Annotated in this window: 9 protein-coding genes and 1 tRNA gene; 3 read left to right on the forward strand and 7 right to left on the reverse strand. The window is 42.4% G+C overall.

Annotated elements, in window-relative coordinates:
- Positions 1 to 570: 570 nt before the first annotated feature.
- The 6 genes from cls to WMO28_RS07835 all read right to left on the reverse strand — a co-directional run bounded on the left by cls (position 571) and on the right by WMO28_RS07835 (position 8,544).
- On the reverse strand, positions 571 to 2,130 hold the full coding sequence (cls, locus tag WMO28_RS07810; RefSeq protein ID WP_148444786.1) for a cardiolipin synthase: 1,560 nt from the start codon (positions 2,128 to 2,130) through the stop codon (positions 571 to 573).
- A 76-nt stretch (positions 2,131 to 2,206) separates the two neighbouring features.
- Positions 2,207 to 2,279, reverse strand: a tRNA-Thr gene (locus WMO28_RS07815).
- 75 nt (positions 2,280 to 2,354) lie between these two features.
- Positions 2,355 to 3,545, reverse strand: a complete 1,191-nt coding sequence (locus WMO28_RS07820; RefSeq protein WP_349056604.1) for an MFS transporter — start codon at positions 3,543 to 3,545, stop codon at positions 2,355 to 2,357.
- An 11-nt stretch (positions 3,546 to 3,556) separates the two neighbouring features.
- Positions 3,557 to 6,271 carry a family 78 glycoside hydrolase catalytic domain gene (locus tag WMO28_RS07825; protein ID WP_349056605.1) on the reverse strand — a complete coding sequence of 905 codons (2,715 nt, stop codon included), beginning with the start codon at positions 6,269 to 6,271 and terminating at the stop codon, positions 3,557 to 3,559.
- A 15-nt stretch (positions 6,272 to 6,286) separates the two neighbouring features.
- Positions 6,287 to 7,372, reverse strand: coding sequence for a serine hydrolase domain-containing protein (locus WMO28_RS07830; RefSeq protein WP_349056606.1), 1,086 nt, complete (start codon positions 7,370 to 7,372; stop codon positions 6,287 to 6,289).
- 98 nt (positions 7,373 to 7,470) lie between these two features.
- Positions 7,471 to 8,544: an AraC family transcriptional regulator gene (locus tag WMO28_RS07835; RefSeq protein ID WP_148444790.1), complete on the reverse strand. Its 1,074-nt coding sequence runs from the start codon at positions 8,542 to 8,544 to the stop codon at positions 7,471 to 7,473.
- 175 nt (positions 8,545 to 8,719) lie between these two features.
- On the opposite strand from WMO28_RS07835, the gene WMO28_RS07840 reads away from it, so the two are divergent.
- Both WMO28_RS07840 and WMO28_RS07845 read left to right on the forward strand, forming a co-directional pair.
- On the forward strand, positions 8,720 to 10,108 hold the full coding sequence (locus WMO28_RS07840) for an MFS transporter (protein ID WP_349056607.1): 1,389 nt from the start codon (positions 8,720 to 8,722) through the stop codon (positions 10,106 to 10,108).
- Positions 10,109 to 10,122: 14 nt separating this feature from the next.
- Entirely contained in the window at positions 10,123 to 10,887 is a 765-nt protein-coding gene (locus WMO28_RS07845) for an alpha/beta hydrolase (protein WP_349056608.1), read from the forward strand.
- A 213-nt stretch (positions 10,888 to 11,100) separates the two neighbouring features.
- On the opposite strand, the gene glgB is transcribed toward WMO28_RS07845, so the two are convergent.
- Positions 11,101 to 13,311, reverse strand: a complete 2,211-nt coding sequence (gene glgB / locus WMO28_RS07850; RefSeq protein WP_349056609.1) for a 1,4-alpha-glucan branching enzyme — start codon at positions 13,309 to 13,311, stop codon at positions 11,101 to 11,103.
- Between the two features lie 215 nt (positions 13,312 to 13,526).
- Here glgB and WMO28_RS07855 point away from each other — a divergent pair, with 215 nt between their 5' ends.
- Positions 13,527 to 14,498 carry a PfkB family carbohydrate kinase gene (locus WMO28_RS07855; protein WP_178644847.1) on the forward strand — a complete coding sequence of 324 codons (972 nt, stop codon included), beginning with the start codon at positions 13,527 to 13,529 and terminating at the stop codon, positions 14,496 to 14,498.
- Positions 14,499 to 14,880 lie beyond the last annotated feature (382 nt).

Here is a 14,880-nt window from a genome sequence, read left to right on the forward strand (position 1 = left end):
TTTTGTCAACTGTGAATTTCATTTTTCTGAAATTCTTTTTAATTGTTTGCTTTTTGAAAACAATTATTTGCGACAGCCCAGTTATATTACCACTGGGAGTTATTCTTGTCAACCATAAAATTCAAATTTTTTTGGATTTTTTGGAAGTTTCACTTAAAAAGACAATTCTTCTATAGAAATCAGCTTTATGGAGCTGCGCACGTCGCATTTCCAATGCGGTAAGTGCGAGGGAAGGCGATCTCAGAGTTCCGAAGCTCGAACGCCCTCTCTCGCGCTCCCACCCCGTTGGGCACGGAAACTAGCGTTACATCTTCGATGTGTAACGTAATTGACTTTTGTCTGTATGCTGCGGTATTGGATGTGATACGCTGTGCCGATCTGGTTACTCTATTCTTCAATATGAATATGATTTGTTGTGCCAAACTGTTTCTTATATGGTACAACTTTCATTATGGAACATTTTTCCTGAACAGTTTCTATATATTACGATACGCATCATGAGATGCTGTGTCAAACTGCCTATTTTCTGTCGCCGGCCTGTGTACACCGCCGGGGAAACACACCTCCACACTACAACAGCTCCGCAAACAAACGCATAACCAACTGTCCCAATTTCAACGTTGCACTTCTTCCACTTCTATACTTCTCAGTAACCTCCCTGCACTCCAAAAAAATCCGCACAAAATCATCCCGGATCTCACCAACGATCTCGCAGTCAGCCAGAAAACACCCGTTCTCAAAATGATGATACAAACTTCGGTAATCCAGATTGATTGTACCACAAGTAGCCATCCGATCATCAGCAACACTCATTTTGGCATGGCAGAAACCCGGTGTCCATTCAAAAATCCGCACACCATTTCGCACAAGCCCATTATAAAATGACCTCGTCACACTATACACCAACTTCTTATCCGGAATCCCCGGAGTAATGATCCGAACATCCACCCCCCTCTTTGCAGCCAGTGACAACGCATGCATCATCTCATCCGTAATGATCAGATACGGCGTGATAAACCAGCAGTATTTTTCTGCCTTCTCCGCCATACTGATATAAACCTCTTCACCAAGCTGTTCCTGATTCATCGGACCATCCGCATAAGGAAGCACAAATCCATTCTGTTTTGCACAAAATTCACTCTGCACCAGATATTTCTCCAAACTTTTTGCATCATATGCAGCCTCTTTACACGCATTCCACATTTCCAGAAAAGCAACCGTCAGAGACTTTACCGCATCTCCTTTCAGCCGGATTCCTGTATCCTTCCACTGTCCGTAAGGATGCGTAATACCAAAATACTCATTCGCAAGATTATAACCACCGGTAAATCCGATCTTACCATCGATTACTGTGATCTTTCTGTGATCTCGATTATTTAAAAACATATTTAATCCCGGTTTAAACGGATTAAACACACGACAGCGAATCCCGACAGCTTCCATTTTTTTCACAAAACCGGTATTGATAAATCCGATAGAACCCATATCGTCATAAAATACACGTACCTCAACACCAGCCTTTACACGCTCTTCCAATACATCCTGTATCTTATGCCACGCAATATCATCCTCAATCGCATGATACTCCATAAAAATAAAACGTTCAGCTTTCGCCAGATCCTCAAGCTGCGCTTCCAACCCTTTATACGCTTCATCAAAGTATTTGACATCTGTATTCTGATACAGCCTGTAAAACGAATTTCTTTCTATATAAGAAGCAATGGCGCCGGCCTTCGAATCACAATCACAAAGTTTTTCAAGGCACTTCTCATTCCTTTCCATGAAAGATTCCAATTCTTCATCTATTTTTTTATAACGAAGATACATCTTTATCATTCCACTGTTAATACCCACCAGAAGATACATCGTAATTCCCATGATCGGAAAAGCCATGATCAATATGATCCATGGCATTTTCATAGAAGAAGTCTTATTCTGACCATAAATATGAAGGATCAAAATCACCGAAAATACTCTTGTTCCCACATCAATTGCCGGCGCATACGCGTTTAATTTTGTAAACACGACAACCATAAATAACACTTGCAAAATAATTGCTATCCCACAAAAACCAAGCCGTTTCACACCATTTTGGGATTTTTTTCTGCTTTCCAATGTTGATACGCTCATAAATTCCCCTCCTTTTTTGTATATAAAAAAATCCGGCATCTCCGAAAGTTCAAAGATACCGGACTTATATCAGTTAAGCTGAAAATGAGACTCGAACTCACGACCCCTTCATTACGAGTGAAGTGCTCTACCGACTGAGCTATTTCAGCTTGTGTCAAACACAACTGATATTATACCCTATTTTAAAAAAAATGCAAGTTTTTTTGAAAATTCCCATATATTTTTTATCTTTTATAGTATTCTCCAGGCGCTACCCTGATCACCAGAGAAATCACCGTCAGTATCAGATACAGCAGCATACTGCCGATATATGTACTCTGAACATCATTTCCTGTCCTAAAAATGCTTTGACAGATATCAATAAAATAAACCGACGCAAAATTGCCAAGGCTCATAGCTGCGATCAGCATCGTAGACACCAGCGTCGCCTGTCTGGCAGAAGCTGTCTTTCCGCTATACAGCTGCAACAGTGCCATGACCGAATTGAACGCAGCTCCGCAAAGCCCGGCTCCGATTATGATCACCGGAACCTTCGGCACAAATACGATCAGTGCCATACCACAGGTAAAAATAAAATTCATTACCCACAGCATATGTTTTCCCAGTTTTTTTTCGATCGGACTAATCAACAGACAGATCAGCAGGCCGATCAAATTATATGTGGAATTTGAAAAACCGGCAATTACCGCGTTTCCGATTCCTTTATATGCCATATAGGTGGACATTCCGGATAACAGAGGATATAGTGCCGCAGTCATAATAAACTGCAACAGAATATAAAACCACGTTCTCCAATCGTTTTTTTCTGCTGCATCCCCTGCGTTTCCTGCAGTAACAGCCGCTGCCGCTTCCTTCTCAGGCTCCTTCAAAAACAGAAGCATCATAACAAGAGGAATCATTGCTAAAAGATCATATAAGAACGCATAATTCCATCCATAGGAAACCAGAATTCCCACCAGCGGTCCTGCCAGGATTGCTCCGCCATTTAACAGACCTGCGCCATAGCCGATAACAGCTGCCTGTTTATCTTCCGGCACAGAATCAATGATCAGCGAATTTCGCATGGCAATAAAACCTACGCCAACACCTACAAGCCCGCGAAATACCAGTACAATCGCCCAGCTTGTATGAAAAACTGCCGGTGCTGCTCCTCCAAACAAGATCAGCATTGTCCCGAAGATCGCGCAAAATCTGTAGCTTATCTTTTTTCCGGCCACAAATCCGATCCATATGGTTACCGGCATGGAAACCAGCGATGGCAATGAAGTCACCAGACGTATTGTTGACGGAGATATCTGTGGCCATGCATCGATCATCGTCTGTACCGCCGCATTCATAAAGCTTCCTGCACCGGAAAAAACAAAAACGGCAAGGATCGCTATTATATTTATCGTCTTGATCTCACTTTTTTTCACTTCACTTCTCCTTATAGAATATAGTCATATGTACCGCTGCCTGTCACTTCTTTTATCTGATCCTTCAGACAGATCTCAGCTGTTGTATTAACCGGAACAACAATATGCACCGCTGTCTGTCCATTGCACATATGCCACGAAACCGATACTTTACCATAAGGAGTTTCTTCTGACACCTCCGCAAAATCCAGTCCGCAGTCAAAATGTGGTTCAATACGCATTCGTTTATATCCCGGCTCCACAATATTCAGTCCGCCAATATGGCGGTACATCCATTCACCAATACAGCCAAACGCATAATGATTATAGCTATATGTGCTTACTGTGCCGTCTTCTCCTGTTGCTCCCCAGCTTTCCCACATCGTTGTGCCGTTATGAAGCACTTCGTATAACCATCCTGGGCATCCGGTCTGATATAACAGCTTATATGCCACATCACTTCTTCCATTATCGCACAATACATCCATCAAAAAGAGAACACTCAAGAAACCAGTATCCAGTTTGTCTCCGTTTTCATGTATCATCCGGCACAGCTGTTCCACCATCTTGGGACGAATGTTATCCGATACCAGTCCCATCTTCAATGTAATCACATAGATTCCCTGCAAATTTGCTTCCATAGTACCATCTTCCCGTACATATTCAGCAATATAAGCCTCTTTGATCTTCTCATACAGAGCAGAATAATACGCAGCATCTGAATCCCTGTTCAAAATCTCCGCAACCTTTTTCATCAGCAGGGTACTATACGCAAAATATGCCGGCGCCACATAGCGCATCGTTGCATATGCGGTATTATTCATTGCCATAGCATCCGGATTTCCCAGCACCATGCTCGGCACCAGCCAGTCTCCAAAATGAAAATCTGTACTCCAGAGATATCTGTCATGTTCTTTTTGCTGATCCGTATAGGTATCGTATTCCTCCGGATGATGGTTTGCTGCACGGTCTTCTATGTAAGAAAGCCATTTTTTCATAGCTTCGTAATTCTCTTCCAGGATTCTTCTGTCACCATATGCTTCATATACAGATAACGGTACCCTAAGAACGGCATCTCCCCAGCCGCAGCTGGTATCTGCGTTCAGATTATCTCTTAAAAACGTTGCATAAGCTTTCAGATAAGGAACGATCATTGGTATTTCTCCATGTTCCATCTGTTCCGCACGTACATTCGCCATCCATCCTGTCAAAAAAGCATCTGCATTTCTCTTAAAGCAAAGCGTCGGCGCAAATGCCATGATGTCACCTGTCCATCCTGCTTTTTCTCTCTGCGGACAATCCGTAGGAATGGAAATGGTATTTGCAACCTGAGACCACCAGATATTGCTTTCCAACTGATTGATTCTTTCATCGCTAGTATGAAAATAGCCCAGGTCCTCCATCTCACTGGCAAAGGTATATACTTTAAACTGATCAACAGAGATCGATCCTGGCCATCCGGTGATCTTCACATAGCGGAATCCATGATAAGTAAATACCGGACGATAAGACTGTGTACCGGCTTTTGTCCTGTACCAGATCGTCTGTTCCTTATTTGTATTTAAAATATTATTATAGAAATTGCCTTTTTCATCCAGCACTTCTGAATGTTCCAAGACAATATTTCTTCCGGCTTCGGATGTTACTGTAAATGCCAGATGTCCTGCCACGATCTGTCCCACATCCAGTACTGTCTCTCCTTTTGGGGTTGTGATCACACTTTTGGGTGTAAAAACCTGCAGCGGGCGGACCGGAGCCATAAACTGACCTACCAGATGATCTTTTTTGTAATCTTTTTTCAGAACCGGCTGCCATCCGCTGTCATCAAAGTTTACGGTACTCCATCCTTCTATTTCCTGCTTCGCATCATATTTTTCTCCCACAAACAGATCCGAAAAAAGAATCGGTCCTGTAGCGGATACACCTTCTTCACCGGAAAAATCCGTAACTGTACCGTCCATATATTCAATTCTTCCATCCATCAACAATCCTATGGTGTCTCCGTACTGACAGCAGTCTCCTGTTGTTCCCACACGGCCGGTCCACCATCCGTCACCCAGCATGACACCAATGATATTTTCACCTGGTTTTAAAAATTTTGTAATATCATAGGTCTGGTAATACATCAGCTTATGATAAGCCGTATTTTCCGGAGCAAATTCTCTGTCATCAGGACGTACTCCGTTAATCTCCAGTCTGTACAGGCCATGAGCAGTAGCATATATTCTTGCACGTTTCATATCTTTTTTTGCATATACAGGGATTCTGATATACTGGACCGGACGAAATTCATGAAAATCCCGGCCTCCTTCTTCTACTCTTACGCCATCCCCTTCTCTTTCTTCTTCGAAACTGGATGGAGTTGGTTCCTGACACGGCTCGATCCAGCTGCTCCTAAAAGGAATATTCATACGCCCGGTTTCAAATCCGCCTGTATATTCCGCAGTTCTCTCTTTATTATCCCATACTTTAAGATATACCCTGTATGTTGTCATGGGTTTTGCCTCAAAATCATCTACCTGTACCTCGATGCTCTGATCAGTCTCCTTTTCCCCTGTATCACAGATTAGAAGCTCTTTTTCTCCGTCTAGAGCACAGATTCGCAGCTGATATGCCAGCTGTTTTACATTTTTCCCATTCCCTTTCAGTTTCCATCCGAATCTTGGTGATACACAATCAATTCCAAGCGGCTGATGGAGATGTTCCGTAGTCAGTTCTGTAATATACAATGTATTTAATGTGTACATATATCCTCCTCGTTCTTATGCAAGTTCTTCGAATACTATTTTTTCAATTTCTCTGGAAATAAATGACTCTGCGCCATCAAGGTCTCCCATACTGACCGTAAATGTTGCACTGATACCTGAATCAGAATGTACAAACATATGAGTTCCCAGTGCTCCCGACCATCCAAAAGTTCCCGGTGCCACAAAGATCTTTGATCTTTCCGGTTTGAGAAACAGCATAAATCCAAGTCCCCAAGGACACCCCGGCTGACATTCCTTATCTGTGATCTGATATGGTGTGCACATCTGTTCGATAGATTTTTCAGACAGAATACGAACGCCATTCATTTTTCCTCCATAAGCCAGCATTGTGGTAAATCGATCATAATCTTTTAAGGTAGAAAATATACCTGCCGCTCCTGAGCAGTATCCATATTCTGTAGTCACATGGTCAAACAATACATTATGCTCCGGCTGTCTTATAAGTTTTCCGTTTTCAGAAATATAACAGGGTGCTAAATTGCTCATCTGCTCTTTACTCAGGAAATATCCTGTACTCATCATTCCCAACGGATGTAAAATATTGTTTTTAAGCCAATCATCCAGATTTTCTCCGGTAACCACCTCAATAATGCGTCCCAGAAGGTCAAAATTAACCAATGCACTGTAGGATGCACTTTCTCCCAGTTCACAGTCAAATGGCATATTCCCCCATTTTGCAGTACGCTGTTCCAATGTATCATGTATATCAAATACCTGTTCTGCATATTCATTACTTTTCTCCGTCTGGCCAAGAGAAGAACTGTGATTCAGTAAATGCCGTATTCTGACTCTTTTTTTCTCTTCCGGATACTCAGGAAAAAATTTTACCAGATTATCATTTAAAGAAAGTTTTCTTTCCTCAATCAACTTCATTATGGCAACTGCTATGATCAGCTTTGTCATCGAGGCCATGCGAAATACAGTTGTATCATCAAGCTTTCTTCCTTCTTCGATATCTGCCATTCCCAAACAGTTATGATAGATCTCCGTTCCTTTCTTTCGAACGATCAAACCACATCCCGGTATTCTCTTTTCTTCTATCAGTTGCTCAAAATATGTGTCCAGTCTTTTTTTCAGCATACAAAAAACCTCCTTTTCTTCCTTGTTTCCTTTAGGATAAACAAAAAAGTAAAGAAGGTTTATGACTTCAGAAATACATATTTCCTGACTTTTCATATTCATTTTTTTAACTTTTGTGTAGATGAAATCAGTTTTGTGGTATACAGATCCGGATTCTTCCGGTACTGACTGGGCGAAGCATGGTACCTTCTCTTAAAAGCGCGAATAAAAGATTCCGGATTTTTGTACCCTACCCGGTCACTGATATTTTCCACAGAGAGCTGTGTCTGAGCCAGAAGATTTTCCCCCTGCTGCATCCGGATAGATGTAAGAAGTTCCGAAAAAGGCATACCCGATATCTCTTTGATCAATTTGGAACAATATGGTTCCGAAAAATGGAAATGTTCTGCCAGAGATCTTAAAGAAACGGATTCATAATTATTCATGATGTAATTCATCATTTCTTCCTGATAGGAATTATACTGTTTGCTTCCATTTTTCATTTCAACTGTTTTCCCATGTTTCCTGGTCAACTGGTTAAAAAAGATCGTCAGGATACTGCACATGATCCGATCTGAATAATCATCCAGGCATATCTGTTCCATATACATTTCCAGTACATAATTCCGAATGGTCTCGTCCTGATATGTTCGGAACATCAGATATTCTATGCGGTTCTTCTTATAAAGACTTCCTATAAAAAACATGGCAATATGCGATTTATTTCTGATCGTATTAAAAAATATATCCATAAAAGTGCTTCGACGGATCAGAATATTTACCACAATACTGTTATCGTCAAACACCTGTATTCCATGTCGCACCCCCGGCGCGATCATGCAGTAATCCCCTTCCTGAAGCTTAAGGGTATCCTCTCCTATACTCTGAATACAGTTTCCCGATAATACATACACAATTTCAAAAAAGCCATGGGAATGATAAAAGAATGGAAAATACCTTGGATGTTTGATAATACTGATATTCCTCTCTTTTTGAAAAAACATATCTTCAGTTTCATGCGCATGAATATTCTCGGGATCTGTTACAAATTCGATCCATTCTTCCTGTTCATCCGCCAGCTGAAGATATATTTCCTGCTTTCCTTTCTTCTGTGCGTAATAATAACCACGGTAAAACTGTTCATCTTCACCCCAGCTGTTCAGTTCCTGTATCGCCATATAATAATTATCCATTTTATATACCTCACATATATTCACCTTATCATTTTGTTTATGAAATGTCAATATAACTGATTATTCATTATCCTATCTATTTTTTCTCCCATTATCTATACTGAATGCATCACAAAACAAAACGCTTTCGCTGCAGAGAGAGCAAACTGATGAAAAAGAAAACGGGAGGTTTTTTATGAAATTTTTTACGAACTCTGACGATGTAGATACCAGTCTCGGCATTGCCGAACGTACCGCCTATGGCTTTGGTAACTTTGCCAATGCTTTTATGTTTATTGCTATTGCTGTTTATCTGACCTATTATTATACCAATGTTGTCGGTTTGAATGCCGCGATCATTGGTACGATCATGCTTGTATCACGTTGTTTTGATGGTGTGACCGATCTTTGCATGGGATATATCCTAGATCATTCCAAAGAAGGCAAGTTAGGAAAGACAAGAAAATGGCTTTTACGAAGCTGCATTCCCTTTGCAATTACCGGTATCTTTGTTTTTATGGTTCCACAGAATGCTTCTGATGTTCTGAAATATGTTTTTGTATTTCTTTCTTATAATATCTGTAACTCCTTTTGCTACACTGCTGTTTCCGTATCTTACAACGCTTTAATGGTAAAGATCACCCGAAATCCGATGGAAAGAGGAATCCTCGGCATCTTCCTTATGGTTTTTTCCACCATCAGTGGACTGATCGTAACCAGCACCTGCCTGAAATTTGTTGATTTCTTTGATGGTGATGCAGCTGCCTGGACAAAAACGATCATCGTTTACAGTGTACTTGGTCTTGCTGCCCATATGATCTGTATCTTCGGCACAAAGGAACGTATCAAAGATGAAAATGATACTCCTTCTTCTAAATCTGAAACCCCCAGCTTTAAAGAAAGCTTTTCTCTTCTTCTGAAAAACAGGTACTGGCTTACCACAATGCTTTCTTACACAATTTACTGGATGGGATATACGTTAATGAACAGCGGTCATATGTATTATGCGCAGTACATTATGGGCGATGCCAACTATCAGCCTACCATGGCAAATGTCATTCAGATCGTCACCCTCGCTGCCATGCTGCTGGCTTATATTCCGATGAAAATCTGGGGAAAAGGTACCAGCGTACGTATCGGAGGATTTATCGCAGTTGTATCTTTTGCACTTCAATTCATTGTTGGCGCTAACTATGTAGGTGTCCTGATCTGCTGTGCTCTTCATGGCTTTGGTTATGGACTATTTTGCGCAGTTATTGGCGGTCTGACCCCCGACAATCTGGATTACGGCGAATGGAAATACGGAAAAGATGTTACCGGTATGGGCTGTGCTGCCGTAAGCTTTGGACAAAAAGTAGGCTCCGGTCTTGCAGGAGGCATCTTTGGTATCATCCTCGGTCTCGGTAACTATGACGGAATGGCTGCCACACAGTCTGCCTCTGCGCTCCTTGCTATCAAAGTCGACTATATTCTTCTTCCGCTGATCTGCGCGATCCTCAGTTTTCTGCTTATGTGGAAATATGATCTGGATAAAAAGCTTCCGCAGATCCAGGCTGAATTAAAAGCTAAAAAAGATTCTCACTGACTTAGGAGGCAATCATGTTTACAAAAGAAACTATTCCTGCAGAAATTCCTGTTTTAAAAGACTATGCTGATTATCTTTGTTATAACTGCATCCCCGCTGACAAACCCGCTTCACAGATGTCATTGGAAGAACTCCATCAGGATCAGCCTTCATGGGATATTGCCAGCATGATCCGCGGTTTGAATCGTTTGTCCGAAATCGCCGCTGACGGCCCCTGTTTGTACAATGTGTATACACCTGATGAATCCTCTGACTGTCCGGAAAAAAAAGATGTCAAAGTCTGGTTCATGCCGGCAAAAGGAACATCTCCATCAAAAAGCCCCTGGATCATCTCCTGTGCCGGCGGCGCTTATACCTGCGTCTGCTCCCTTGTGGAATCCTTTCCCACAGCTGCGCGCTTTAATGAATTAGGGTACAATGTCTTTGTACTTACTTACCGGGTCTTACAGCCTGAATTAATGCCCATGCCTCTGGATGACCTTGCTGCCGCGATTCGTTTCATTCTGCTTAACCGCAAAAAATTCCAGCTGTCTTCCGACGAATACATTGTCAATGGATTCTCAGCCGGCGCTAACCTTACCTGTCTTTGGGGAACTGTCAGCAAAGGCTGGGCGCATTATGGGCTGCCACGCCCCAAAGCACTGTTTCCGATCTATCCGGTTACCACTTTCGATGGTATGTATACAGAAGGTAATAATTTCTTTTTAAAAGTTATGTTCGGAGAAGATTTCGATAAAAAAACTGCTGAGACCTTCGGTTTTGCTAAAAAACCTTCTTGACAGTCGTCATATCCCGGCAGTTCTTGAGCTTGTAGAACATGGGAAACACGGATTTGGAGACGGTTCCGGTACAGACGCTGCTCATTGGATGGATCGGGCTGCCGCCTGGGAAAACACTTTATAAGATTCTTTTCATACTGCCATACAAGCAAAAAGCCGGGAAATTTCCCGGTTTTTTGCTTGTTGCTATCAATGATTCAGACAGTACTTCTGTCACTGCTTTTTTACAGAAGTCTTTTTCTTTCTGGCTGTCACTTTTCTTACTGCTTTTTTCACTGCTGATGTCTTTTCTGTGGCAGTTTCCTTTGCCTTTTCCACTGTTTTTCCTACAATTTTCTCCTCTGTACAGGTAAACACCGCTACTCCATATGCCGGAAGCTTCAGCTTCAGAGAATTTTTGCGGGCATCACATTCTTCCTGTACGGAAGCTTTCGCCCTGGCATTTATAACGCCCTGTCCGCCGTATTTTCCGTTATCACTGTTAAAAATTTCTTTATATTTTCCCGCAAAAGGCACTCCCACATGATAGCTGTCGTAGGATACCGGCGAAAAGTTACAGACCACAAGAAGCGTTTCATTCTTCTTTTCCGTTTTTCGTAAAAAAGCAACGATATTTTCGTCACTTGAGGTAAACTGTATCCACTCAAATCCATCGGAATTTCCATCCATGGAATACAATGCCGGATACGTTCTGTAAAGCTCATTCAGATCATGAAGATATTCCTTCATTTCCGTCTTTTCATCTCCGTCCGGTGCCGTCATCTTGATACCCGGATGGACTGTGAGATATGCATAGGCAGCTCGAAGCTGTGCCGCTTTCTGTTTCGATGATCCCGGAAGTTTTTTCAAAAATTCCTCTCTGCACCCTACATCTCTCTTTCCGAGGGTCAGCACATAATGCTCACTGTATGCATACATCATAGATAACGTCAGCTGATCATAATGATCTTTTCGATTCTCCGGTTCTGCCTCCAGATATGTGAGAAGATCCTTTGTCCAGCCACCACTCCATTTATAGTCAAATCCCAGATGATCATTCTCCACACTGTCTGTAAGCTGCGGCCATAAACCATCCTCCTGTGCAATCAGAAGAATCCCCGGATACTGCTTCTTCACAACAGAATTCAGATGCTTCAGAAACTCCAGTGCCTGAAGATTCTCATTGGAACTATAAAGATTAGCCGTCCACTGTCCCGCCTCTCTTCCAAAATCCAGATACAGCATCGCATCTACATCATCCAGCCGAAATCCGTCCACATGAAATTCATCCAGCCAGAAAAACGCATTGGAAATAAGAAAATCTTTGACCATAGGACTTCCATAATTATAAAGCATGGTGCCCCACATCGGATGAACCGCCATAGCCGGATCCTGTACTTCATAAAGAGGAGTTCCGTCAAATTTCTCAAGCCCTGCATCAAACCGAGGAAACTGAGCCGGTGTCCAGTCCAGGATCACACCAATCCCTGCCTGATGAAGATCCTCCACCAGTGTCCGGAAATCTGCCGCAGTCCCAAAACGGGTAGTCACAGCATAATACGCAGACGTAGAATATCCTCCTGAACTTCGGTCAAGATACTCCATCACCGGATGAAATTCCACATGCGTATAACCGGTTTCCTTCAGAAACCCCACCAGTTCGCCACTGTTTTTCCACTCTGTTACATCAGTTTCATAAATGGAAACCGGAACTTCACGACTGGCAAACCCTTCACGTTTCTTCATCCACGCTTCATCCTGCCAGGAAAAATCTCCCAGTTCTGTTACAACAGAAATCACAGACGGCGCTCCCTGGGTTCCATTTCCATACGGATCCGATTTCCTCTGTACATTGCCGCCTTTGATCTTGATCTCATACTGGTAAGAGGCCCCTGCCTGTACACCTGGAACAAAAATCTCAAAAATTCCGGACATTGGCATCCGATGCATCGGAAGACGCCTTCCATCCCACCTGTCAAAATCACCGACCACACTGACACTGATCGCATTTGGTGCCCAGACAGCAAAATATGTTCCTTCTACCTCGCCACAGGTCCCAGGATGCGCTCCCAGCTTCTCATATGCTTTGTAATAGACACCGGCACAAAAAGCTCGTTCCTCCTCTTCCGTGATCTGGCATGGACATTCATAAGCATCGTAAAAAGTCTCTTTTCTGCTTCCTCTTATCACGCGGAAACGATATTTCGGAATCCTTTTCAGCGGAAGCATTACAGCATAATAACCAGCCTCATCTTCCAGGGTCATCGGATAACTCTTTTCCCCTACAACAACCTCTGCAGAATTCGTTCCCGGAAAAAATCCCTGTATCAGAACGCCATCCTCTGTTACCCTTGGCTGCATCACATCACGAGGTGATGCCTCCTCCCCGTAAACGATTGCCTCGATCCGGGGCCAATCCATATATTCATACGCTTTATCAGCCATAATCGTCTCCTCCATCATATTTGTTGTTTTATAGACTAAGTTTACCACCATTTTACAGAAAAATAAAGATAACAGTTCTAATCTTCGCAAAAAGCACCACAAGTAACCGGTAACAGAACAGAAAATAATTCGATTTGGTTCTTCCCAAAATCATGTGTAACGATTATAATATGAAGCAGAATATGAAACAAATAACTTATCAGGAGGAATCATCAATGGAAAACAGACAGTATGATGTAACAGCTCTCGGCGAGCTTCTGATCGACTTCACAGAAAACGGTGACAGTTCCCAAGGAAACCCTACTTTCGAGGCAAACCCGGGCGGAGCTCCCTGTAACGTTCTTGCCATGCTGAACCGTCTTGGCAAAAAAACTGCATTTATCGGAAAGGTCGGAAACGACATGTTCGGTAAGCAGCTGAAGGCTGCCGTAGAAGAATGCGGCATTGATACCAGAAATCTTGTCATGGACGATGAAATTCATACTACCCTTGCTTTTGTACATACTTACCCGGACGGAGACCGTGATTTTTCTTTCTACCGTAATCCAGGTGCAGATATGATGCTGACAAAGGATGAGGTAGATGCCGATCTGATCCGCAATTCCAGGATCTTCCATTTCGGCACGCTTTCTTCCACACATGAGGGTGTCCGTGAAGCAACCCGCTATGCTCTTGACGTGGCAAAAGAAGCCGGATGCATCATCACCTTTGACCCGAACTTACGCCCTCCACTCTGGAAGGATCTGAACGATGCCCGCAAAGAGATCGAATACGGCATGGAACGCTGTGATGTACTGAAGATTTCTGATAATGAAGTGGAATTTCTTTTTGACACAACAGATTATGATAAGGGTGCTGCTCTTATCGAAGAAAAATATCATATCCCGCTTGTGCTGATCACAATGGGAAAAGATGGAAGCCGCGCTTATTATCGCGGACGGAAGGTTGAGGCTGCTCCTTTCCTTCAGGAACACACCATCGAAACCACCGGCGCCGGTGACACCTTCTGCGCAAGCACATTGAACTATGTACTTGAGCACGAGCTTGATGATCTCACAGACGAGAACCTTGCAGAACTGCTTACTTTTGCAAATGCGGCAGCTTCTCTTATCACAACAAAGAAGGGCGCGCTTCGCGTGATGCCTACAAGGGATGAAGTTCTTGACTTCATCGCATCTCGCAAGTAATTAGTTTTTATTTTTTCTTATAGTTCTTATTTATTAGCTTTGAAAAGCTGAGGAAAACCGCAGGGGGAGAAAGCACTCGGAGTTACGAAGCCCGCTTTTCTCCCCCTGCACCCCCTCTTTCCGGGCACGTACCGCGGAGGCGGCGCTTCGCGCCTATCCGCCAATTATTGAATGTTCTACATATTTTCCCTGTTATATCATATATTTTTATTAATATCTTATCGTATAAAAATTTATATCCAATACCATTACGTATATTATATTTACACATTATGTTTGTATTTGATATATTTACATTTAATATATTTGCATTTGATATATTCCCATTTGATATATTCCCATTTGATATATTCCCATTTGATATATTCTCATTTGATATATT

The sequence above is a fragment of the Blautia aquisgranensis genome, from assembly GCF_040096615.1.
GTDB classification, from domain to species: domain Bacteria; phylum Bacillota; class Clostridia; order Lachnospirales; family Lachnospiraceae; genus Blautia_A; species Blautia_A aquisgranensis.

Coding starts and splice junctions, on each gene's coding strand:
- WMO28_RS07840 (WP_349056607.1), top strand. CDS start 8,720: ATGAAATTTTTTACGAACTCTGACGATGTAGATACCAGTCTCGGCATT.
- WMO28_RS07855 (WP_178644847.1), top strand. CDS start 13,527: ATGGAAAACAGACAGTATGATGTAACAGCTCTCGGCGAGCTTCTGATC.
- WMO28_RS07825 (WP_349056605.1), bottom strand. CDS start 6,271: ATGTACACATTAAATACATTGTATATTACAGAACTGACTACGGAACAT.
- WMO28_RS07845 (WP_349056608.1), top strand. CDS start 10,123: ATGTTTACAAAAGAAACTATTCCTGCAGAAATTCCTGTTTTAAAAGAC.
- glgB (WP_349056609.1), bottom strand. CDS start 13,311: ATGGCTGATAAAGCGTATGAATATATGGATTGGCCCCGGATCGAGGCA.
- WMO28_RS07830 (WP_349056606.1), bottom strand. CDS start 7,372: ATGCTGAAAAAAAGACTGGACACATATTTTGAGCAACTGATAGAAGAA.
- cls (WP_148444786.1), bottom strand. CDS start 2,130: ATGAGCGTATCAACATTGGAAAGCAGAAAAAAATCCCAAAATGGTGTG.
- WMO28_RS07835 (WP_148444790.1), bottom strand. CDS start 8,544: ATGGATAATTATTATATGGCGATACAGGAACTGAACAGCTGGGGTGAA.